20 protein-coding genes are annotated in these 21,302 nt (G+C 61.9%); 11 read left to right on the top strand and 9 right to left on the bottom strand.

What is annotated here, in order from left to right; all coding sequences use genetic code 11:
- Nucleotides 1-26: 26 nt before the first annotated feature.
- The 4 genes from EHF33_RS06285 to EHF33_RS06270 all read left to right on the top strand — a co-directional run bounded on the left by EHF33_RS06285 (nucleotide 27) and on the right by EHF33_RS06270 (nucleotide 3,528).
- Nucleotides 27-932 carry an LptA/OstA family protein gene (locus EHF33_RS06285; protein ID WP_124868942.1) on the top strand — a complete coding sequence of 302 codons (906 nt, stop codon included), beginning with the start codon at nucleotides 27-29 and terminating at the stop codon, nucleotides 930-932.
- Between the two features lie 31 nt (nucleotides 933-963).
- Entirely contained in the window at nucleotides 964-2,211 is a 1,248-nt protein-coding gene (locus tag EHF33_RS21300) for an LptA/OstA family protein (protein ID WP_206431609.1), read from the top strand.
- Between the two features lie 54 nt (nucleotides 2,212-2,265).
- A complete protein-coding gene (locus tag EHF33_RS06275) occupies nucleotides 2,266-2,931 on the top strand; it encodes a hypothetical protein (RefSeq protein ID WP_124868938.1) in 666 nt (221 codons plus the stop codon).
- A 135-nt stretch (nucleotides 2,932-3,066) separates the two neighbouring features.
- The gene (locus tag EHF33_RS06270) at nucleotides 3,067-3,528 is read left to right on the top strand and encodes a single-stranded DNA-binding protein (RefSeq protein WP_124868935.1); all 462 of its coding nucleotides are present in this window, start codon (nucleotides 3,067-3,069) and stop codon (nucleotides 3,526-3,528) included.
- Between the two features lie 75 nt (nucleotides 3,529-3,603).
- Here the strand turns inward: EHF33_RS06270 and EHF33_RS06265 are convergent, their stop codons facing one another.
- Complete coding sequence (locus tag EHF33_RS06265; protein WP_124868932.1) at nucleotides 3,604-5,646, bottom strand: prolyl oligopeptidase family serine peptidase; 2,043 nt, start codon at nucleotides 5,644-5,646, stop codon at nucleotides 3,604-3,606.
- Nucleotides 5,647-5,872: 226 nt separating this feature from the next.
- Here EHF33_RS06265 and EHF33_RS06260 point away from each other — a divergent pair, with 226 nt between their 5' ends.
- From EHF33_RS06260 to EHF33_RS06245, 4 genes are all read left to right on the top strand, one after another.
- The gene (locus tag EHF33_RS06260; protein ID WP_124868929.1) at nucleotides 5,873-7,987 is read left to right on the top strand and encodes a molybdopterin-dependent oxidoreductase; all 2,115 of its coding nucleotides are present in this window, start codon (nucleotides 5,873-5,875) and stop codon (nucleotides 7,985-7,987) included.
- Nucleotides 7,988-8,053: 66 nt separating this feature from the next.
- A complete protein-coding gene (locus tag EHF33_RS06255) occupies nucleotides 8,054-8,359 on the top strand; it encodes an AbrB/MazE/SpoVT family DNA-binding domain-containing protein (RefSeq protein WP_124868926.1) in 306 nt (101 codons plus the stop codon).
- Nucleotides 8,360-8,470: 111 nt separating this feature from the next.
- On the top strand, nucleotides 8,471-8,767 hold the full coding sequence (locus tag EHF33_RS06250) for a type II toxin-antitoxin system VapC family toxin (protein WP_124868923.1): 297 nt from the start codon (nucleotides 8,471-8,473) through the stop codon (nucleotides 8,765-8,767).
- A 51-nt stretch (nucleotides 8,768-8,818) separates the two neighbouring features.
- Nucleotides 8,819-9,505, top strand: coding sequence for a winged helix-turn-helix domain-containing protein (locus tag EHF33_RS06245; RefSeq protein ID WP_124868920.1), 687 nt, complete (start codon nucleotides 8,819-8,821; stop codon nucleotides 9,503-9,505).
- A gap of 22 nt (nucleotides 9,506-9,527) precedes the next feature.
- Here EHF33_RS06245 and EHF33_RS06240 read toward each other — a convergent pair whose 3' ends face one another.
- Entirely contained in the window at nucleotides 9,528-10,424 is an 897-nt protein-coding gene (locus tag EHF33_RS06240; protein WP_241191290.1) for an EamA family transporter, read from the bottom strand.
- Nucleotides 10,425-10,460: 36 nt separating this feature from the next.
- Between EHF33_RS06240 and EHF33_RS06235 the strand changes: the two genes are divergently transcribed.
- On the top strand, nucleotides 10,461-11,348 hold the full coding sequence (locus tag EHF33_RS06235; protein WP_124868917.1) for a DMT family transporter: 888 nt from the start codon (nucleotides 10,461-10,463) through the stop codon (nucleotides 11,346-11,348).
- A gap of 20 nt (nucleotides 11,349-11,368) precedes the next feature.
- Here EHF33_RS06235 and EHF33_RS06230 read toward each other — a convergent pair whose 3' ends face one another.
- Nucleotides 11,369-11,722 (bottom strand): hypothetical protein, encoded by a 354-nt coding sequence (locus tag EHF33_RS06230; protein WP_124868915.1) that lies wholly within the window; start codon nucleotides 11,720-11,722, stop codon nucleotides 11,369-11,371.
- A 155-nt stretch (nucleotides 11,723-11,877) separates the two neighbouring features.
- Between EHF33_RS06230 and EHF33_RS06225 the strand changes: the two genes are divergently transcribed.
- A complete protein-coding gene (locus tag EHF33_RS06225) occupies nucleotides 11,878-12,471 on the top strand; it encodes a YdcF family protein (protein WP_124868913.1) in 594 nt (197 codons plus the stop codon).
- Nucleotides 12,472-12,546: 75 nt separating this feature from the next.
- The gene (glgP, locus tag EHF33_RS06220; protein ID WP_124868909.1) at nucleotides 12,547-15,084 is read left to right on the top strand and encodes an alpha-glucan family phosphorylase; all 2,538 of its coding nucleotides are present in this window, start codon (nucleotides 12,547-12,549) and stop codon (nucleotides 15,082-15,084) included.
- A gap of 138 nt (nucleotides 15,085-15,222) precedes the next feature.
- Here the strand turns inward: glgP and EHF33_RS06215 are convergent, their stop codons facing one another.
- From EHF33_RS06215 to EHF33_RS06190, 6 genes are all read right to left on the bottom strand, one after another.
- Nucleotides 15,223-16,362, bottom strand: coding sequence for a hypothetical protein (locus EHF33_RS06215; RefSeq protein ID WP_124868907.1), 1,140 nt, complete (start codon nucleotides 16,360-16,362; stop codon nucleotides 15,223-15,225).
- A 64-nt stretch (nucleotides 16,363-16,426) separates the two neighbouring features.
- Nucleotides 16,427-17,287: a TrmH family RNA methyltransferase gene (locus tag EHF33_RS06210; protein WP_241191289.1), complete on the bottom strand. Its 861-nt coding sequence runs from the start codon at nucleotides 17,285-17,287 to the stop codon at nucleotides 16,427-16,429.
- Entirely contained in the window at nucleotides 17,233-17,877 is a 645-nt protein-coding gene (gene tmk, locus EHF33_RS06205) for a dTMP kinase (RefSeq protein WP_124868904.1), read from the bottom strand. The genes EHF33_RS06210 and tmk overlap by 55 nt, the downstream gene beginning before the upstream one ends.
- Nucleotides 17,878-17,950: 73 nt before the next feature.
- Complete coding sequence (locus tag EHF33_RS06200) at nucleotides 17,951-18,739, bottom strand: Nif3-like dinuclear metal center hexameric protein (RefSeq protein WP_241191288.1); 789 nt, start codon at nucleotides 18,737-18,739, stop codon at nucleotides 17,951-17,953.
- A 56-nt stretch (nucleotides 18,740-18,795) separates the two neighbouring features.
- Nucleotides 18,796-19,167, bottom strand: a complete 372-nt coding sequence (locus EHF33_RS06195; protein ID WP_124868897.1) for a VOC family protein — start codon at nucleotides 19,165-19,167, stop codon at nucleotides 18,796-18,798.
- A gap of 102 nt (nucleotides 19,168-19,269) precedes the next feature.
- Nucleotides 19,270-21,177, bottom strand: coding sequence for a glycosyl hydrolase family 28-related protein (locus EHF33_RS06190; RefSeq protein WP_124868894.1), 1,908 nt, complete (start codon nucleotides 21,175-21,177; stop codon nucleotides 19,270-19,272).
- Nucleotides 21,178-21,302: the final 125 nt, after the last annotated feature.

Below are 21,302 nucleotides of genomic sequence, written 5' to 3'. Positions count from 1 at the left end.
ATGCACACTGTTTTCAAGGAGATCTAATGAAACGTCCTGCTCTTTTTTTGACCGCTGCACTTCTGACTTCCGCCTTCGCCGCTCAAGTTGACCGCGTGTTGCGCTTTGATACGGCGGCGATGGTGCAAGGCAACTTGCGAAACGGCCCGATCAATTACACCGGTAAAAATGGTGGGTCGGTCAAGGCCAGCGTCAATAGCATCAACATTTCAGCGAACTCGGCTGTGCTCACCGCTCCGGCGAGCAGCACGTTGGCTGAATCCGAGGGCAAGCGCACCGCGACCTTTAGCGGCGGCGGCGCGGATGTGAGCGTGGTGCGGGGCCGTTTGACGGCCAAGGGCGGACAACTCGCCTACAGCGAAGCGACCGGTCAGGGTGTGCTGACCGGCACGCCCAGCGCCATATTCGTGCCGGAGAAAAAAGACGACGGCGATCCGGTGAATATCAAAGCCGCCCAGATGAGTTTGGATGTGGACAACAACATCAGCACTTCGACCGGAAATGTGCAACTCGTCAGCGGCACGCAAACCGGCAAAGCCGACAAGCTGGTGTTTGACGAAGACAAGGAAGTGGGCCTCTTGACTGGCGATCCTAGCCTCAGCCGCGCCGCGACCGCCAAGCAAAAAGAACTCAACATCATGGGCGACGTGGCCCGCCTCGCCACCAAGGGCAAGCTGCTGTATGTCAAAGGAAATGTCAAACTGACGCAGGGAACGAGCACCACCACCGGCGACGCGGTGTATTACGACGATAAAAACAACGTGGCCTACGTGGTGGGCAATGCCGTGAGCGTGGACAGCAAGAGTGGCACCAAAGTAAAGGCCCTGCCCAACGGCTACTTGGAGCAGCGCACCGATTTGGGCCGTGTGCGGGCGCTGAGTAAGCCTTACGTAATTCCGGCTGAGCGCTTTAAGCTGACCGGCGAGAAGTAACGGCTCAAATGAAGGATGCGGACGTGAAGGCGTGAACAAGCGGGGTCTGATACTGGGGGCGCTGTTGCTGAGTCTGGCGGGTGTGGCGGATCTGCCAAATTTGGCCTTGGCGCAGAGCCAGCCGCCGAGCAGTCCGGCCCTGACCAGTCCTACACCGCCGAGTGCACCCCCGCCTCCAGCACGGCTACCCGCGCAGACGCCACCTACGCAGACGACGCCCGCTGATCCCGCTTTTCCAGCCGAAGAGGGGAGTCCAGAACTGACAGCTTCGGACTCGGCCAATCCGGACACGCCCCCCCCCGACCCTGCTTCTCTTGATGGGCCGGACTCGGTAGACAGCGTGAATTCAACTTCAACGGATTCAACGCCAGCCGACCCAAGCCCAGCCGCCGATCAGGAAGGAGCCAGCGTCACCCTGACCCGCAAAGCCAAGGACGGCAAGCAGCGGGTCATCAAAATTGTCCGCACCGGCCTGACCGACGACACCGGCATTTTTGCGTCCTGCACGCCGCAAGACAGCGACCCGCCGGGGAGTCCCACAGAATCGGTCTTTTCGGAGACGGGGCCGGGCGGCATTCAGGTCACGGTGGACAAAAATCTGATCCGCGCTCCGCTGGCCCTGGTGACCCAGCAAGAAGGCGGCGACGGTCACATCGAAATGAGCGCCGGAACCGCTCAGTTTTTGGACGAGCCGCCGCAGGGCAAAACAGACCGTCTCAGCCGCTGCGCCGTACAGGCGGATTCCAAACCCGCGCCCGATACGGTCTTCGTCAATCAGGGCCGCACCAATTTGAAAGGCAAAACGCTGGTTTACGACGAATCCGACGGTGTAGCCCGCATCGACGGCCCAATCACCTTTGACCGCGCTCCCGCTGCGGGCAAGTCCGAAACCGAGCGGCTGACCGGCACCAGCGAGCGCATAGATGTGAATGTGGACAACGAAACCACGACTTTGGTGGGAACAGTGGTGCTGAAAAATGCTGGGCGGGTCAGTAAGGCGGCGCGGGTAGATTACGACGACGCCGCCAATGTCGCCATTTTGCGCGGCAGCCCCGACAAACTTGCCGAGTCGGTCAACGGTGAGGAAGTGATTTGCGCTTTGGTGATCCGCTACAACCTCGACCTCAATACCGTACTGGCGGAAGGACAGATCGGCGGTCAATTTCCTGATGATGGGGGCAGCGCCAGTAGTTCCAGCAGCCTGAGCGGCAATCCCACCCCTGTTCCGGCTTCTCCTGCCAATTCGGGAACGTCAGCGTTGGGCTGCTCTGGTCAGTAAAAACGCCACAGCACCCTAAGCCAATTGGCAGGGCAGTGGGTTAGCATAGACTTTATGCGCTTCCTGCCTCTTTTTCTTCTGCCTGCCCTGCTCCTGAGCGCTTGCTCGACGCCCACACCGCCCGCCGCTCCTGATCCGCAAAAAGAACTGCGCGGCACGGTGACAGATTGGAAGGGCGGAGCCAGCACCGTGACTTTGCTGGTGGGCGACCAAAGCCTTGCCAGCACGCCGCTGAGTGTGGGCGGCACATTTGCCTTGACCTTGCCGCCAAGCGCGGCCCTCGCTGGACTGGGCGTCAAGGCCAGCAGCTACCCGGCCTTTAGCGCTGGCTGCACCCGTGACCTTCAAGTGAGTGCCCCTGACGCCAGTCTGGTGGTCGTCAGCAGCTTGCAAGTCAAGACCGCTTCTGGTACGCAAACCATCTCACGTTTTGAGCGCAGTTATGACTCGGTATTAGACGCCAGTAACAGCGCCCAAGATGTGCTGGTCTACGCTTCGGCAGACACCCAGATTTACGGCGAAGTAAGCTGCTCGGATGCCAGCAAACGCGCCAGCTATAACGTGCTGCTGCGCCTGAATGCGGGCTGGAACACCGTGCGGCTGACCCAAAGCATTTTGCCCAGCCCTGCCATTACCCGCGCCGTGACCCAGTTTGTCAGCGTGCCGATCACTGTCGATTCCATTTGGAAAGTCGGCAGCCTGCAAGCCCTGTCCCGCTAGAGACAGCGGCAAAAGAGCAGAGCGGTGCCGCTGGGGGCTACCTTTTTTGCGGTCGATCTGTTATGTTATTTGCGTAAGGCGCTGGCCCCTACACCTTCAGATACCCGCTGCTACGCCTCTTTTCAAGGAGCCATTATGTCCATTCAGATTCACCTCGTGGGGCCGCTGGGCACCAACATCACCATCGAAGTTCAAGAAGAGCGCGAAATCTTTCCGACGCTGCGCAAGTACGGCAAATCCGGCTGGAGCAGCGGCGACTTACCCGCAGGCGGCGTGTCGTTGCCGCTGGCGATGGCCGATATTTTTGATTGGAGCCTGATCGGCGCACGCCCCTACACCAATGCCGACGGCGAGCAGGCCGTGATGTACAGAGGCCAGAGCTACAAGCGCCGCGAGCTGGAAGAAGTCGACACCAAAAAACTCAAGCTGCCCAAAATCGTCAAGTATTCGCGCGGCGCACGCCCCACCGATTTGCCGCACCTCAAAGAAGGCGAGGACGGCGGCGTGCAGTACATTACCCTGATTTCTTTCAGGGGCGGCGGCAAAGTGCTGGACGCTTATGTCGATGCGGCGAAGGCGGCGGGAACGGCAGGATAAAGAAGCTTGTGGCCTGTGAGCAGGGAAGCGGGCGCTGAAGAGGGCCGCGCTTCCCTGCTTTTTTGACTCAGCTTTTTATCTCAGCGCTCCCAGCAAAAACGCGTACACGTCTGCCTTCTCCTCAATGACCAATTTGGTGGGCTTGCCCGCGCCGTGTCCGGCTCTGGTCTGAACCCTCAACAAAATCGGAGCGCCGCCCTGCTGGACGTGTTGCAGCTCGGCGGCGAATTTGTAGCTGTGGGCCGGAACCACCCGGTCATCGTGGTCGCCGGTGGTCAGCAGGGTTGGCGGATAGGCCCGCTGCATCAGGTTGTGAAGCGGACTGTAGGCCCGCAGCACGGCAAAGTCTTCGGCGTTGTCGCTGCTACCGTAATCGCTGACCCAGGCCCAGCCAATCGTGAAGTTCTGGAATCTCAGCATATCCATCACGCCGACGTGACCCACCGCCGCGCCGATCAGTTCTGGATGCTGAGTCAAGGTCGCGCCCACCAGTAGGCCCCCGTTGCTGCCGCCCTCGATGCCCAGATGCTGCGGTGAGGTGTACCCGCGCTGGGCCAAATGGCGGGCGCAGGCGGTGAAGTCGTCAAAAACGTTTTGTTTGTTGGCCTTCATCCCGGCCTGGTGCCAGCTCTCGCCGTACTCGCCGCCGCCGCGCAAGTTGGCCACCGCCAGCACCCCGCCCGCTTCCAGCCAGGCCAGCCGCGAGACTTCAAAGCTGGGGGTCAGCGAGATGTCAAAGCCGCCGTACCCGTAGAGAAGCGCCGGGTTGGAGCCGTCCAGCACCACGTTTGACTGACTGACGATAAACATGGGCACTTTGGTGCCGTCCTGACTTTCGGCAAATTCTTGGCGCACCTCGTAGCCACTCAAATCGGCGCTCAGATCGGGCGACCAAAGCACCGTCAGCTCGCCGTTCTCGGTGTTCAGCTGATAACTTGCCGCCGGACTCAGGAAGCTGGTGAACACCAAAAACACTTCGCTTTGATCGGTGTGTCCGCTGAGGCTGCCCACCGTGCCGAGGCCGGGCAACGTGACTGGCTGGGCGTTCTGGCCTTGCCGATCGACCACGCTCAGGCGGCTGGAAGCGTCCGCCAGGGTATGCAGCACGAAGCCGCCCTCCACCATCAGGACTTCGAGTAAGCGGTGTTGGCTTTCAGCGACGATCTCACGGCGCTCGCCCGTTTCCAAATGATGCGAAATCAGGCGGCCCATCGGAGCCGCGTCGTCGGTCAGGAAGTAAAACACGGGGCCGTCGTTGCCGATCACCTGATAACTGGCTTCAAAGTCGGCCACCACTTCGGTGAAGGGGCCGCGCTCTTCTAACGGCCGCACCCAGATCAGGTTTTGGCGGGCGGTGCCTTTCCAGACGTTGACGATCAGGTAGTGCCCGTCCTCGCTGACCATGCCGCCAAACCCCCATTCCGGCTGGTCGGGGCGCTCCAAAATCAGTTCGTCTTCGGCTTGCTCGCTGCCGATGCGGTGGCGGTACAAGCGCTGATTGAGGTTCGCGCTGCTGAGTTGCTGGCCTTCGGGCGGGCGGTCATAGCGGCCATACAAAAAGCTGTTGCCGTCAGGGAGCCAACCCGCGCCGCTGAACTTGCTGTCGCCGACGGTGTCGGGTAGGTCGTGCCCGCTGACGATGTCGCGCACCCGCCAGTCACGCCAGTCGCTGCCGCCCTGCGAGAGCGAGTAGGCCAGCAAGCTGGCGTCCTGACTGATGGCCAGTTCGCCCAGCGAAACCGTGCCGTCGTCGGAAAAGCTGTTGGGGTCGAGCAAAATCCGGCCCTCGTCGGCGGGCGAGTCCATCACGTACAGCACGAATTGGCTTTGCAGGCCGCTGTTGCGCATCTGAAAGTATTTGCCCCCTTCTTGCCAAACCCCGCCGCGCCGCGCATAGTCCCACAGCTCGGTCAAGCGGCTGCGGAGTTGCTCGCGCTCCGGCAAGGCGTCCAGTACTGTGCGGGTCAGCTCGTTTTGAGCGTCCACAAAGGCCTTGGTTTCGGCGCTGTTAGCATCTTCTAGCCAGCGGTAGGGATCGGCAATGATCTCGCCGTGATAAGTGTCGGTGTGGTCGCTGCGGCGGGTTTCGGGCGCGGACTTGGGAGAAATCAGGGGCATACTGCTAGGCTACCCGCTCAATACGTTTTGCCTTGTAGCCGGGAACAGAGCCTTAAGATCAAATGAGGACGACGGCCTTTTGAGGGCTGCTGAGGCGGGTAATTTTATGGGTATTGATAGCGCAGCAGTTTGTGTGGTGGATGCGGCCCATACGCCCTGCGTTGCGGGTAGACTGAACTCAGTCCAAAATCCCTGCTCTTACCTGTCACCCGCCTTTGGAGGTTTTATGACCGCGTCCCTCACGCCCACCGACGGTACTTATTTCCGAGCTTGTAACCTTTGCGAAGCCATCTGCGGCCTGCAACTCACCGTCAGAGGCGGCGCAGTGGTGGACGTGCGCGGTGACCCCGATGATCCGCTGAGTCGTGGCCACATCTGCCCTAAAGGCGCGGTGATTGCCGACATTCACACCGACCCTGACCGCCTCAAGCGCCCACTGCGGCGCGACGGCGAAACTTGGACAGAACTCGGCTGGGACGAAGCGCTGGACTACGTGGCCGCCCGCTTGCGCGAAGTGCAGGCCAAGCACGGCCCCGACAGTGTGGCGGTGTATCAGGGCAACCCCAGCGTTCACAACTCCGGCACGCTGCTCTCGGCGGGCGGCTTCGTGCGCTCTCTGGGCAGCCGCAGTCGGTACTCGGCCACCAGCATGGATCAGTTGCCGCACCACTTCGCCGCCGCCGAGATGTTCGGCCACCCGCTGCTGCTGCCGATTCCCGATGTGGATCGCACCGATTATTTTTTGATGCTGGGCGCAAATCCGCTGGCCTCCAACGGCAGCATCATGACCGCGCCAGGGATGGCGGGCCGCCTCAAGGCCGTTCGGGCACGCGGCGGCAAGGTGGTGCTGCTTGACCCACGCCGCACCGAAAGCGCCGCCGCTGCCGACGAGCATCACTTTATCCGGCCCGGCAGGGACGCTTTGTTTTTGCTGGCCCTGCTGAACGTGATTTTCGCGGAGGACTTGGCCGAGGTGGGGCGCTTGGCCGAATTCACTGACGGCTTAGACGAACTCAGAGCCGCCGCCGAGCCGTTTACGCCGCAGCGGGTCGCCGCCGCGACGGGTGTGGACGCCGCCACCATTCAGCGCCTCGCCCGTGAGTTGGCTGGAGCTGAGCGCGGTGTGATTTACGGGCGCATCGGCCTGAGCTTGCAGGCGTTTGGCGGGCTGTGCCAGTGGCTCCTTAATGCACTTAACTTGGTGACGGGCAACCTCGACAGGGAGGGCGGCGCGATGTGGCCGCTTCCGGCCTTTGATCTGCTGGGCCGTGCCAAGAAAGGTCAGAGCTATCACCACCGCTTCTTCTCACGGGTACGCGGCCTCCCCGAGTTTGACGGTGAGTTGCCAGTGGCGGCCCTCGCGGAGGAGTTTCAGACGCAGGGCGAAGGTCAACTCAAGGCTTTCGTGACCATCGCGGGCAATCCGGTGCTGAGCACTCCCAACGGCGAAGCGCTGGACGAAGCACTGGCAAGCGCCGAATTTATGGTCAGCATCGACCCGTACCTGAACGCCACCACCCGCCGCGCCGAGGTGATTTTGCCGCCTGCTGTGGGTTTGGAAACTCAGCATTATGACGTGGTCTTTCACCATTTCGCAGTTCGCAATACGGCCCGCATCAGTGACCCCATTTTCCCGATTGCCGAAGATCAGCGCTTTGACTATCAAATTTTTGAAGGGCTGCGCCAGCGTCTCAGCGGTGAAATGGGCAGCTCACCGGACGAGCGGTTGGAGCTTGGCCTCAAGCACGGCCCGCGCCGCACCAGTTTGGCCGAGCTGAGGGCCGCCCCGCACGGCAGCGATTACGGGCCCATGCAGCCCTGCTTGCCGGATCGCCTGCTGACGGCCAGTGGCCGAATCAACGCCGCGCCCGCCGTGATGCTGGCCGATTTGCCGCGCCTGGAAAAAGTCCTGAATGCCCAAGTCCCCGAATTGGTGCTGATCGGGCGGCGGCAACTCAGGAGCAACAATTCGTGGATGCACAATGTCCCCCGCTTGATGCGCGGCGCGAACAGATGCACCCTGATGCTCAGCGGCGCGGATGCGGCTCGCCTCGGCATTACGGACGGGCAGAGCGTGGAAGTCCGCTCACGGGTCGGCGCGGTGACGGTGCCTGCCGAAATCACCGACACCTTGATGGCGGGCGTGGTCAGCCTTCCGCACGGCTTCGGGCACGGCAAGGCGGGCGTGCGCTTGGGAGTCGCTATCGCCCACGCTGGAGCCAGCCTCAACGACTTAACCGACCCCGAATACTTGGACGAACTCACCGGCAACACGGCGGCAAGCGGGGTTGCGGTGACGGTGAAAGCGACTGGCGCAGTGGGGGAGAGCGCGGCAGACTGAGTTTTAGGTGTCTCTCTTTTTCCTTACTACGCTACACTAAAAAGTAAGGAATCTAGGGAGCCTGAGATGAAAAGTACCGTCACGAGCAAAGGACAAACCACCATTCCCAAGTTCATACGCGAGCAACTGCGCTTACGTATCGGCAGCGAAATTGATTGGCAGTTGGAAGGCGGCACCTTAACAGTGCGTTTGGCTGAGCCATCGAACCTGACCAACCCATACCATCGCTTCCTTGGCGCGTTCCGATTGCCCGAAGGACAAACCACAGCTGACGTTTTGTGCGAACTGCGCGGAGAGCCAGAGATTTACGCGCAACAGGGTGAGGGCGCAAAGATCATGACGTTGGAAGATGTTTTGGCTGAGCAAGCTTGATCATCGCGCTTGACACCAACATTTTGGTTGATTTGTGGGCCGCCACGCCGCAGGGTCAGCTCGGCGCTCAGCAGATTGGCAGCCAGCGGGCATAGCTTCGTGGTTTGCGGAGTGGTTTATGCCGAACTCCACGCGGTTCCCACTATCACCAAAGTGGCGCTTGACCAAGCCCTTTTGCAAATGCTGATCAGTGTCGATTCCAGCAGCACGCTCAGAATGTGGGAAGAAACCGGGCGGGTTCACGCTTTGATTTGCCAGCGCCGCCGCTCGGCTGGTGCTGTGGGTAACCGCAGACCATTGGCTGATCATTTGATTGGTGCCCATGCACTTTGCCGCACGGACGCTTTACTAACCCACAATGCCCGCGATTTCAGTGATTTTACGACGCTCAACATTATTGGTATTTGACTTTCAGCCCATCCCCTCGCCAACTGAAAGCCGAAAATTCAGACTTTGGAGATGAGCCAAATTCAACTGGATAGCCTGCAAATGAACGACCTCGCTGCCGCCCGTGCCCTCAGGCAAGACAGCAAATTCCTGGCACACTTTATCGTGCCGCTTTCGCCCAGCGAAGTGGCCCCACGCCTCGGCATGGCGGCCAATCTCGCCCACCACCACGCCCGCAAATTGGTGGATGTAGGCCTGCTGTTCGAGCAGAGCCGTGAAGGTGGCAAAGTCTTATATCAACTCGCGGCCCGTGAATTCCGCGTTTCTTCCGATCTTCTGCCTCCCGAAGACGAAGCGGGCAACGGCAGCGCCAACATGCGCGGGCTGTCCGCCGGATTTTTGCAAGCCTACGAGCGTTCTTGGCGCAACATGAACGAAGGTCAAGAAGATGTCTACGGCTTCGGCACCACTGAGCGGCCCGCTCACCTCAATCAGCTTTCATATCCAGTTTCGGACGAAGCTTACCCGACCCACTCCGACACGCTCACCCTGCGCTTGACGCCGGAGCGCTTTCAACAACTGGCCCGCTCACTGAGTGCCCTGCTGGACGAAGCCCAGGCCGAGGGCGTACGCGAGGAAGGTACGGCTTGCACGTTGGCAGTGCTGGTCTTCCAAGCCGAGCCGTCTCAGCCCGAGCAGCTCAGCCGCAACCAAGACAGCTTTTTGGGGTGGCCCCCGGTGAAAGCTCGGCGGTCTTGATGTGCCATGACGCTGAGGGGCTCTACACCAGCAATTCTTCTTGGTGCTTGTCCGGTGTGCGCCTGCTCTGCCAGGTCGCTCCAACACTCGCGCCGATCACGCAGACAATCGCCAGCCACTGCGTCAGGCTGAGGGATTCGTGCAAGATCAGCCACCCCAGCAGCGCGGCGGCGGCAGGTTCCAAGCTCATCATGATGGAAAACAGTTGGCGCGGCAGTTGCCGCAGCGCGATCATTTCTAAGCTGTACGGCAAAGCGCTCGACAAAATCGCCACGCCGAGGCCGAACAGCAGCAGGTGAGGCGTGATCTGCGAAGGTGAAAACCCCAGCGGTGCAGCGCAGAGCATCACCGTGATGGCGGCGCAAATCATGCCGACGCTGACGCCCTGCGTGCCGCTGAAATGGCGGGCCATCCTTGCCCCGATGATGATGTACCCACCCCACAGCGCTCCGGCAACGGCGGCCAGCGCCACACCGATGGGCGAAATCGGCGTGTTTCCACCCAGCGGCGAAATCAGCACGATGCCCAGCAGTGCCAGCCCTGCCCAAATCAGATCGGCGGCCCGCCGACTGGTCGCCACCGCCACCGCCAGCGGCCCCAAAAACTCCAGCGTGACCGCCAAGCCCAGTGGAATGTAGAGAATGGCGTAGTAAAAGCTCAGGTTCATCAGGCCCAGTGTCGCGCCGTAAATGGCGGCGGCTCGCCACTGCCGCAGCGTCAGGCTCAACAGATTGGGCCGGAAAATTGCCAGTAAAATGATGGCGCTCAGGCCCACCCGCATGACTGTCACCCCGGCTGGCCCCAGCACCGGAAACAAGCTCTTGGCGATTGCCGCGCCGCCCTGAATGCTGAGCATACTCAGCATCAAGGCGGGAATAGGTGGCAGACGCAGGCGGGGGAGAGGCAGCAGACGGCTCATGGGGCAGAGTCTAGCGCCCGCATGCCAAAATGCTTCATGCAGCCGACCCCCGCCGCCGTTTCCGCTTCCAACACCCAAGCGTCGGGTTGGTGGTGGGCTGGACTGGGCATGTTGTGTTTCAGCTTTACCTTGCCGGCCACTCGCCTCGCCGTGCCGGAATTTGGAAGTTACCTGGTCGGGTTTGGCCGCTCGGCGCTGGCTGGGGTGCTGGCTTTGGGGCTGCTCTTGCTGCTCAAAGAAAAGCGGCCAGAGCGCCGTCACTGGCTGGGGCTGGGGGTCGTGGCGTTGGGTACGGTCTTCGGCTTTTCGGTGTTCAGTGCGCTGGCGCTGCGGAGCGTGCCTTCCTCGCATGGCGCGGTGGTGGTGGGCCTGCTGCCTGCGGCCACTGCCATTGCCGCCGTGCTGCTGACGCGAGAACGGCCCCGAGCCGCATTCTGGGTGGTGTGCGCCCTGGGCGTGGTGGCGGTGCTGGTTTTTGCGGTGGTTCAGGGCGCTGGGCAGGTCGCGGCTGGCGACATTTATCTGCTCCTGGCCGTCATCTTTGCGGCGGCGGGCTACGCCGAGGGTGGACGGTTGGCCCGCGAGATGGGCGGCTGGCGGGTGGTGAGCTGGGCGCTGGCCTTCTCGCTGCCGATCACTTTAATAGCCACTTGGCTTTCACCCTGGCCCACTCAGATGCCTTCGGTCACAGCTTGGGCGGCGTTCGGCTACGTGTCGGTCTTCAGCGTCTTTCTGGGCTTTTTTGCTTGGTACAAGGGGCTGGCGCTCGGCGGCGTCGCCCGCGCCGGACAAGTCCAACTGCTTCAGCCCGTCCTGACGGTGGCGTGGTCGGCGCTGCTGCTGGGCGAACACATCGGCGTAGCTACAGTCGTGGCGGCTGTATTTGTGGTGGGCATCGCGCTGCTCAGCCGCCTGACGCGCTGAACGTCAGCTCCAAACCTGCTTTACGGGTGGATGGACGAATGCCACAGAAGGTAAGTCATCAGCAGCAGAGCGCTCAGCAACAGGACAAGGTGAATCAGACGGTAGTTGAGAGATCGGGGCAGGGCAGCTTGCCTCGGTCTACGCCACACCAAGCTGCCCTGCCTCGCTTCATAAGGGGAAGCGGGTAAATCGCGGCGGTAACAAGGCGAAGTCGCCCAAACATTCGGCGGCGGCTCCACTTGCCTGTCCCATGAAGTCAAAGCTGGTATGGGGAAATCCAGCGCTGCCACACGCCGAAGGAGTTGTGCGCCGTTGAGAGGCCCAGCCAGTGCAAAGCGCTTGGTGTCGGAAACTTGTAGAGGATTGCTCTTCATACCTTTTCTTGACGGTAACGCACTGAAGTGTGCGGCAAGATGAAGCCATTACGAGACTGGGGCGGTTGCCGGCCCGGTCTCCGCGCTGAAGCGGTTAAACGGCCAACGGGAAGTGAGGTCGCCGCCCCACGCCCAAACCCACTACAGTAACCTCCGTGAAACGCTCTCTGTCTTTTTGGCTGCTCGGCACGCTGCTGGGTGGTTTCCTCCTAGCGGCGCTGCGCTGGCTCTCGCCGCTCCCGCCGCCGCCGAGTCCGGCTTTGCCCGCGCCGACTTTGCTGGTACTGGGCGCTTCTCAGGTGGCAGGTTTGCCGTCTCCCGCGTTTCGGCGGCGGCTGGATGAGGCATTCAGGCTTTACCAGCAGGGCGGCGTCATGCGCATCATCGTGTCCGGCGGTGTGGGTGAAGGTGATTTGTTTAGCGAGGGAGAAATCGGCGTACGTTACCTCCGCGCTCAGGGCGTGCCAGTCGGAATTTTGCGGGCCGAGGAACAGAGCCGCACCACTTACCAGAACCTCCGCAACAGCCGCCCGCTTATTGCTGGACGCGTCACCTTGGTCACGGACAGCGTTCACGCCCGCCGCGCCCTGTCGCTGGCGCTGGCCGAGGGGCTGAGCGCCGATGTCAGCAGTGTCAGCTTCAAGGCGGCCCCGCGTTATCTGCTGCGCGAAACGGCGGCGCTGCTGATGTGGCGGCTGTTTGGGTATACGGGTGGCCGCCCGGCTCCTCGCGCCCACCCCGGAGCATAAAGTGGGCCTTCCTGCGCTAGATGAGCTGACCCCTGACCAACAGGAATGGTGTGGCGGTCGTGTAAACTGAGCGCCATGAATGTGATTGGCAAAGTGACTGTCCTGCCGCGCCTGCCCAAAGCCCTGGCACGCTTAGAAGAACTCGCTTACAACCTGTACTGGTCTTGGACGCCCAAAGCCCAGGCGCTTTACCAAACGCTCGACCCTGCCAACTGGGAGCGCTTCCAACACAACCCCGTCCAGACGCTGTTGGAGACGCCTTCAGCGCGTTTAGAGTCGCTGGCTGCCGATCCTGATTATTTGGGCAATTACCACGCTGTTCTGGCCGATTTCGACGCTTACATGAACAAGGGCGCGTGGGGCAAAGGTGAGGTGTGGGCCGCCACCAATGCCGCCGAGTTGCCGCCCGTCGCTTATTTCAGCATGGAGTACGGCTTCCACGAATCGCTGCCGATTTATTCCGGCGGCCTCGGCGTGCTGGCGGGCGATCACTGCAAAAGTGCGTCTGATTTGGGCCTGCCCTTCACGGCAGTCGGGATGCTGTTTCATCAGGGCTACTTCCGCCAACTGTTCAACAAAGACGGCTGGCAAGAAGAAGCTTACGACGAACTCAACCTGACCACCTTGCCGATTCGCCCGGCGCTGACCAAATCTGGCGAAGTCGCCAAAGTCAGCGTTCGGGTGGCGGGCCGCGACGTCGTGATGCAGGTCTGGAGCTTACGGATTGGCCGCATTCAGGTGCTGCTGCTCGACGCCAACGTGCCGGAAAACAGCGAGGATGACCGCAAGATGACGGCCCGCCTCTACGGCGGCAACCAAGAACTCCGCATCCAGCAGTACGTGCTTTTGGGCGTCGGCGGCATTCGCGCCCTGCGTGCTTTGGATGTTCCGGCCAGCGTCTACCACATGAACGAAGGCCACGCCGCGCTGATGGGTTTAGAGCGGATGCGCGAGTACGTCGCGCAGGGCCTGGACTTCCGCACCGCCTTGGAGGCCACCGCCAGCAGCACGCTGTTTACCACCCACACGCCGGTTGCGGCAGGCAACGACGCCTTCGCTTACGAGATGATGGACAGGTATATCGGTGATTGGCCCGCGCAACTGGCCACCAGCCGCAGCGAACTCTACGACCTTGCCGAACACGCCCAGAACTGGGACGGCCACTTGGTGCCGACTTTTTCGATGACGGTCTTCGCGCTGCGGATGTCGCGGATGGCCAACGGCGTCTCGGAACTGCACGGCGAGGTCAGCCGGGGCATGTGGAATTTCCTCTATGAAGGTGCGGACGAAGAAGAAGTGCCGATCGGTCACGTCACCAACGGCGCACACAATTTAACCTTTCTCGCTCAGCAGTTCCGCGACCTCTACTCCACCGTGTTGCCCGGTAACTGGATCGAGCGCCTCGAAGACAAGCAGATGTGGGACGATATCAACACCATCCCCGACGCGCAGCTCTCGGCCACCCAGCACGAACTCAAAGAAGAGATGATCGCCTTCGTGCGTGTCCGGCTCCAAGAGCAGCTTCGCCGCACCGGAGCGCCCGCCGCCGAGGTGGCCGCCGCTGGCGAAACCCTGAGCGCCGATGCCCTAACCATCGGCTTTGCGCGGCGCTTTGCCACCTACAAACGGGCCACTTTGCTGTTCCGTGACCGCGAGCGCCTCAGCAAAATCGTCAACAACCCTGAGCGCCCGGTGCAGTTTATTTTCGCGGGCAAGGCCCACCCCGCCGACAACCCCGGCAAGGCCTTTATTCAGGAAATCTACAAGCTCTCGCGTGATCCCGAATTCGCCGGAAAAATCATCATCGTCGAAAACTACGATATGAACGTGGCCCGCCACCTCGTGCAGGGCGTGGACATCTGGCTCAACAACCCGCGCCGCCCTCTGGAGGCCTCCGGCACTTCCGGCATGAAGGCCAGCTTCAACGGTGCGCCCAACTTCAGCATTCTCGACGGCTGGTGGCGCGAGGGCTACGACACCACCAACGGCTGGCCGATTGGCGAGGAGCGCGAATACACCGATCTCAACATTCAGGACGACGCTGACAGCTTCAGCATGTACGAAACGCTGGAAAATACCATCGTGCCGCTGTATTACGGCAAAGATGCACAGGGCCAGAATCACGGCTGGCTCAAAACCGTGCGCCGCGCCATCATCACGGTTAATCCTGAGTTTGCCATGCAGCGTCAGGTCATCGACTATGTGCAGCAATTTTACTTGCCACTGGCTCAGCGTGCGGCCAAAGTGGATGCCAACAACTTTGAGAAGGCCCGTACGCTGGGCAGCTGGAAAAGCTGGGTGCGTCAGCAGTGGCAACACGTCCAGATTCACGCCACCGCGCAGCTTCCCGCCACCGTGCAGCCCGGCGAGGAAGTCAAGGTCAGCGCTCAGGTCACTCCGGCAGGTATTCAGGAAAGTGAGCTGCATGTAGAAGCCGTTCTCAAGCACGGCGAAGACACCCTGCACGTGCCGATGAAGGCGACGGGCGGCGGCAATTATGAAGTCAGTATTCCCCTCACCGACAGCGGCCTCTACAGCGTCGGCGTGCGGGCTATGCCTTACTCGGCGGACTTGAGCAACCCGATTGAGCTGGGCCTGATTAAGTGGGCCTGATTAAGTGGGCCTGAGCAGGAACTGAAGGTGTTAAGCCAGAAATAAAAAGAGCGGCTTTCGGGCCGCTTTTTCTATACTGCGTGATTGTTGGTCTTGGAGGCCAGCAATACCGATTACTGCCACTACGCGTCTTCCGCCTTACTCTGCATTCCCCGTTAAAGCATTCAGCAATCTCAACGCTTCATTGAGGCGGTGGGCCTGCACGCGGGCGGCGAGGCGGGCCTGCTCGGCATCAAAAGCATGGCGGGCCAATGTCAGAGCGTCGGCCCCTGAGCGGCTGAGTTGGGCGTGGCCCAGCTGGGCGTCGTGGAAACGGTTCATCAATTGCTGAAAAGCGGCTTGGTGGGCGCGGGCGGCTCCCAACGTGTTTTCGGTTTGAGCAGTGGCCTCGCGCTCGGCCTGAACAAGGGCGGCGCGGGCGTTTTGCACCCTGCCGTCATTGACGCCTCCGGCTTGCCACTCGGCGTAATTGAGTTGGTGGCGGGCCCGCAGCACGTTGGGGTGCATCGGCACGGCCAGCGCAAAGCGTGAGGAATCCAAATTGATGTTGGGGGCCTTGGGGTCTTCTGCGGCTACAGTTTCGTCAATCAGCGGCGCGAAGGCGTCCAAAAAGGCGTCTGTTTGCGAGAGCATCAATTTGTTGTGGGCCATTTGCGGCCCGACTTTGCGCCCTGCTCTGGCCTCGCCCTCGACTTCTTCGACTGTCAGGCGCAGCACCTCGCGCTGAGAGCGGGCGCTGCGAACCTGGTCGGCCACCTCGACGCGGGCGTGATCGGCCCGCAAATTGCTGAGCAGTTCCTCGGTTTCCCAGCGCCGCACCTCGGCTTGGGTGGCCTGCACGTCCCATTCAGCGGCGCGTTCCAAGTTCTTCAAATCAGGATTGGCCCGAATGCCCTCCAAACTCCGAACCGCGATTTCGGCGTGGGCGCGGGCCAGCAGCAGCGGCAGATCGTGGGCACGCCGTCCCCAGCGCACTGGCCCCGGCGCGGGCGCGATGGTGCCGGTGCTGGCCGGAGCGGGACTGGGCGTTGATTCGGCAAACGAGGCCAGCGCGGTGGTCGCGCCTTCCAGCCAGCGGTCGGCGCGGGCGTCACCCATGGTATTGCGGAAGCTGGTGTACACGTCTTGCAATACCGCGACCACGTCCCGCGATCCCAGCGGACGCATGGCAGGCCAGCCCCGGCGCACGATAGAGCTTTCAATCGTCTGCTCAGCCTCACGCACGCCGACTTCGGCGGCCAGTTGCAGCCTGAGCCATTCACGGTAAGAGTCGGTCATGGTCGGGCCTTATGGAGCAGGCGAGGAGAGAGAAAAAAACGAGAGAAAGTCAGCATTGGTGCGGTTATTCTAGCGGCTGGCGGCCTGCGCGTTGACGCAAAGCTTCATACAGCACCAACGCCCCCGCGGTGGCTACATTCAGGCTGTCGGCCTGACCCAGCATCGGGATAGAGAGGTGAAGGTCGGCGGCTTCTTGCCAAAAGGCGCTGAGTCCGGCGTGTTCGGTGCCCAGCAGCAGCGCCACCCGGCCTGAGAGCGGCGCGTCCCAATAGTTCTGGGCGGCATGCGGGGTGCAGGCCAGCAAGGTAAAGCCGCGCTCCCGCAGCCAGTTCAGCGCGTCTGCCTGACTCAGCGCGGCGGTAGGCTGAGTAAACACGCTCCCCTGAGAAGCGCGGATCAAATTGGGGTTGCCCAAGTCTAAGCCGTCTCCGACCAGCAAGGTGGCGTGCGCTCCCGCGCCGTCGGCGGTTCGCAGCAGCGCACCGACGTTGCCGGGTTTCTCCAAGCCGTCCAAGACCAGCACGGCGGTGCTCCCAAGCGGTTCGGGCAGGGGGCGCGGCTCGCTGCGGGCCACCGCCAACACCCCGTCTGGGCCTTCTCGTCCACTGACTTTTTCAAACGCGGCCCGGCTGAGTTCTGTGGCGGGTTCGCTGACTGGCAAGCTGGCCCAGGGCAACTCGCGGGCCTCGGGGCTGTGGAGTTCGGGACAGATAAAAACCTGTTCGAGCGGCACACCTGCTTGGAGGGCGCGGCTGAGTTCGCGTGCGCCCTCGATCAGAAAAACGCCTTCTCTGAGCCGTTCGCGCCGGTCTCGCAGCCGCACGAGGCGCTTGAGCTGCGGGTTTTGCAAGGAAGCAATCAGCGCGGGCGTCACAGCTCGGCGCTTTTGCCCATCGCCAGCAAGGTGGCTTTGACGGCCTGCCAAATTTGCTGCTCCAAGATGTCGGCACTCTGGGCGGCGTCCAGCACCAAAAAGCGCTCCGGCGCGTTGGCGGCGATATTCAAAAAGCCCTGTCTGACCCGCACGTGGAATGCCAAGTCGGCACGCTCCAAGCGGTCAGGCTGCCCCCGCGCCGCCGCCCGCCCAAGGCCCACCGCCGAATCGAGGTCGAGCAGCACGGTGATGTGAGGCAGCAGTCCTCCGGTGACTTCCCAAGTCACGTCCCCGACCAAGCGGGGATCTAAGCCGCGCCCCGCGCCCTGATAAGCGGCGCTGCTGTCGGCGTAGCGGTCGCAGATCACCACCTCGCCGAGTTGCAAACAGGGCCGAATTACGTCCTGCACCAGTTGGGCGCGGCTGGCGCTGTAGAGCAGAAATTCGGAGAGCGGATTGACGTCCAAATCGGGGTCGAGCAGCACGATCTCGCGGATGCGGCTGCCCAGCGGCGTGCCGCCCGGTTCGCGGGTGAGCGTGTGGCTGACCCCCGCCGCTTCCAGTCTGGCCGCTAGGCGGGTGATCTGGGTGGATTTGCCGGAGCCTTCGGGGCCTTCAAAGCTGATGAAAAGGCCCGTCATTGCGTTCCTGCGAAGGGAGAGAGGGAGTTGAGTTCCGCTTCTAAAACGTCAACCGCCAGCTGTTTTTCCACTCTCAAAGCCCCGTTGGAAGGTGCAAGAACTGCCACGGAATCCCAAATTCGTCTTCAATTTTGGCGGCCAAGGCCCGCACCCCGAAGACTTCAGTTTCGTAGTGTCCGGCATACAGCACGTTCACGCCGTACTCGAAGCCGTCGTGGAAGTATTTGTGTTCGGGTTCGCCGGTCAGCACGGTGTCTAAGCCCATCGCGGCGGCCTCGGCAATACTTCCGGCTCCGCTGCCGCTGAGAATGCCCAGCCGCTCCACGTTGGGCGAGCCGCCGCCGTGAACGAGGCAGATTTCGCCGGTCAGCTTTTGCACCCGGTCAGCGAAGTCTTGCAGGGTCTGGGTAAACGGCAAGTCGCCGGCCAGCCCGATTTTGCCGCCGGCCCACTCGCCGAACGGCTCCAAATTTTGCACGCTCAGGGCGCTCGCGATCATGGCGTTGTTGCCGACTTCGGGGTGGGCGTCCAGCGGAATATGCGCGGCGTAGAGATTGAGCCCCGCACTCAGGGCAATCTGGAGGCGGCGGGCGTGCGGGCCGGTCACGGCGAGCGGCTGGCCCCAAAACAGGCCGTGATGCACCAGCAGCAGGTCGGCTCCGCTGTCGGCGGCGTCTTGCAGGCTGCGGGCGCTGGTGTCCACGCTGGCGGCAATCCGGCGAATCATGGGCGCACCTTCAATTTGCAGGCCGTTTAAGCTGGGGTCTTTGAAAGCGCTGATCTGGAGGTAATCGCCCAGCCAGGCCACCAATTCGTCGCGGCTGATCTCGCGGGGTTTATTGGGTTGTTCGGATAAAGTCATGCCGAGCATTCTAAAGCGCTCGGCTCAGCCGCTTTGTCGGTTGGGTGGCTCTGCGCTCAGGTGGGCCGCTCCACCACTTCCAAGCGGTTGCCCCAAGGATCGGTCAAAAAGACCCGCCGCAGCGGAGCCAGTTCGGTGTCGGTCTGAACCGGGACACCGAACGCTGTCGCCTGCCGCGTGAAAGTGTCCAAGTCGGTGCAGCGCAGAGCGGGGTGGCCTTTTTCCCGCGCCACAAAGTCCTTCGTCACGCCGATATGCAGTTGCCGTCCGTCGGGCAAGGCGAACCAGACGCCGCCGCGTGCGGCCAATACGGGGGGCTTTTGCAGTTCCGGCAAGCCCAGAAATCCGCCGAAAAAAGTGCGGGCGGCGTCCTCGCAGCCAGCCGGCGCTTCAATCTGGATGTGGTCAAGGCCAGTGATAAGCGTCATGGCCTGAGGATAAGTCTCCGATTCGGGGTGTTCCCACCGCAGTCACCAAAAAGCGCGGCCCGCCATCCATCTGGGGCGGGCCACGCTTTTTTCAGAACAGATTCAGGGGAAGTTGATGACCATGCTGGGGGTTCCGGCAGGCTTGCCGGTGGCGGCGTCGCCAGTCACGGGATCGCCCATCTGGTTAACCACGTGGTCGATGATGCCCATGCCTTTGTTGAGCTGCACCGTCAGGAGGCTGTGGAGCTTGACGCCGGCACTGAGCGGCACACTGAAGGCGGTGCTGGCGTGAACGCTGGGATCGACATTCATGAAAATGTAGCTGCCCATGCCCCAGCCTTCGTGGTTTTGCACTGAGTCGGCCACTTTGTAGGCGGCGTAGCCCAGCGCGGGGCCATTTTTCCAAGCGGCCTGATTGGGTGGGTCATACGGCATTTCGTTTTGGAAGAAAATGGTCTTGCCGCGCTCACCGTTCCAGAGGACTTCTTCTTTCTGGAAATGCTCGACAAATAAGCCGGTGGCGGTGACATCGTTGCCGTTGACGATCACGCCGTGGTCGGCGGTGTTGCTGTCCCAGCCCACGCCCGTACCGTGATCGGCCCGCCAGACCCACAGGTGATCGAGCAGCGTACCGGAGCGGTTGACTTCTAGGCTGTTGCTGGCCTTGCCGAGGTGCGGCCCGCCGATGCGGAAGAACACATCGTGCAGCGCCACCGGATTGGTGATCGAGCCACCCGTGCTGGTGGTGCCGATTTTGAGCAGCGTGGGCGAGTTCACAGCTCCGGCGTCAAAGGTCAGTCCGGCAATGTCAACACCGTCCACGTCAGCGACCCTCATCGGCACGGCTCCGTTTTGGGTCGTCAGGGTGGCGAGGCCCAGTCCCAGCACGACGGTATTGGCCTTGGTGATTTGAATGCTCTGGCTGACGGTATAGATGCCCGGTGTAAACAGCACATTGCGCCCGCCCGACAGCGCCGCGTTGATCGCCGCCGCGCTGTCGGTGGGCCGGGCGATGAAGAAGGAAGTCAGCGGCAGGCTGCGCCCATCACTTTCCGCGCCGCTGCCCCAGCTCACGCCGCTGGTGTTTTGCCGGGTGGCCGGCACGTACACCTGATACGCCCCACTGCTGTCCAGGTACAAGTACGGCTTCTCCCGCGAGACGGGCGTACTGAGCAGCGTGGTGTAGGTGCCCAGCGTTTTGCCGTCGCTGGAAAGCGTGCCGAAATTGGTGGTGGGCGCTCCCGTGACGCCGGAAAACACCTGATTCCAAACGCCGTTCGACCAGCCGGGAACTTCGCTGTTGCGGATATAGAACTGCTGCTGTGAGCCGTTGACCACCGCGTCAGTTCCGCTGAATCTGGAATCGGCAATAAAGCCGCCGCTGGCGTACTGCGGGCCAGCCGAGCAGTAATCCATGAGGCTGAATTTGCCCACCACATTCATGCGCCGCAGCGGAGCGGCCTGCGAGACTGCCCAGAAATTGGTGGCCGCCTGACAGCCTTCGCCGCCCGCCACCTTGATGGTCATGTTGGACGCTGAGCGCCAGAAGTTGTCTAAAGCGATGCAGTTGCTGGGGTTGCCGTCAGTGCCGGTCTCCAAGCAGCGGTTGTAGACATTGACGTGGCCGTTGATGACCACGTCATTCGGCGTGCGGCCCAGGCCCACGACCTCGGTGTAGTAACCGACATCGATGAGCAGCGGCTTGTCGGGCGTGCCGTAAGTGCCGGGCTTGAAAAACAGGGCGTAGCGGCCATTGCCAAACTCGGCGTTGAGCTGCTGGGCCTTGACAGCGTCCACCGCCGCCTGAATGTCGGCGGTGGACATGCTGGGATCAAAGACCTTGACGTTCTCGCCCAGTTCGCGGTTTTCCGGCTTGGGGTCGGTGCCGGGGCCGGGCTGGGCACAAGCTCCCAGTGCGAGCGCCAGACCTATAAAGAGCGCCTTGGCAGGCCGTGCAGTCCTCCGCCCAGATTCGAAAGAAACGCCGCTTGATGTCCGCCGTTCGTTCATGTATTCCCCCCTGCCAACTTCCGGTACGCCGAAACGGCAAGCCCACCAAAAAGCAGTGGTCAGCCGCGCTGAGACGTTGGGTTGACTTTGTTCCTCAGGTATCCTAGCGGCTCAGCGGGAAAAGT

Source organism: Deinococcus psychrotolerans, from assembly GCF_003860465.1.
Classification (GTDB): Bacteria; Deinococcota; Deinococci; order Deinococcales; family Deinococcaceae; genus Deinococcus; species Deinococcus psychrotolerans.
The sequence above is the reverse complement of the archived record's forward strand: the minus strand, read 5'-3'. Positions and strand labels throughout refer to the sequence as shown.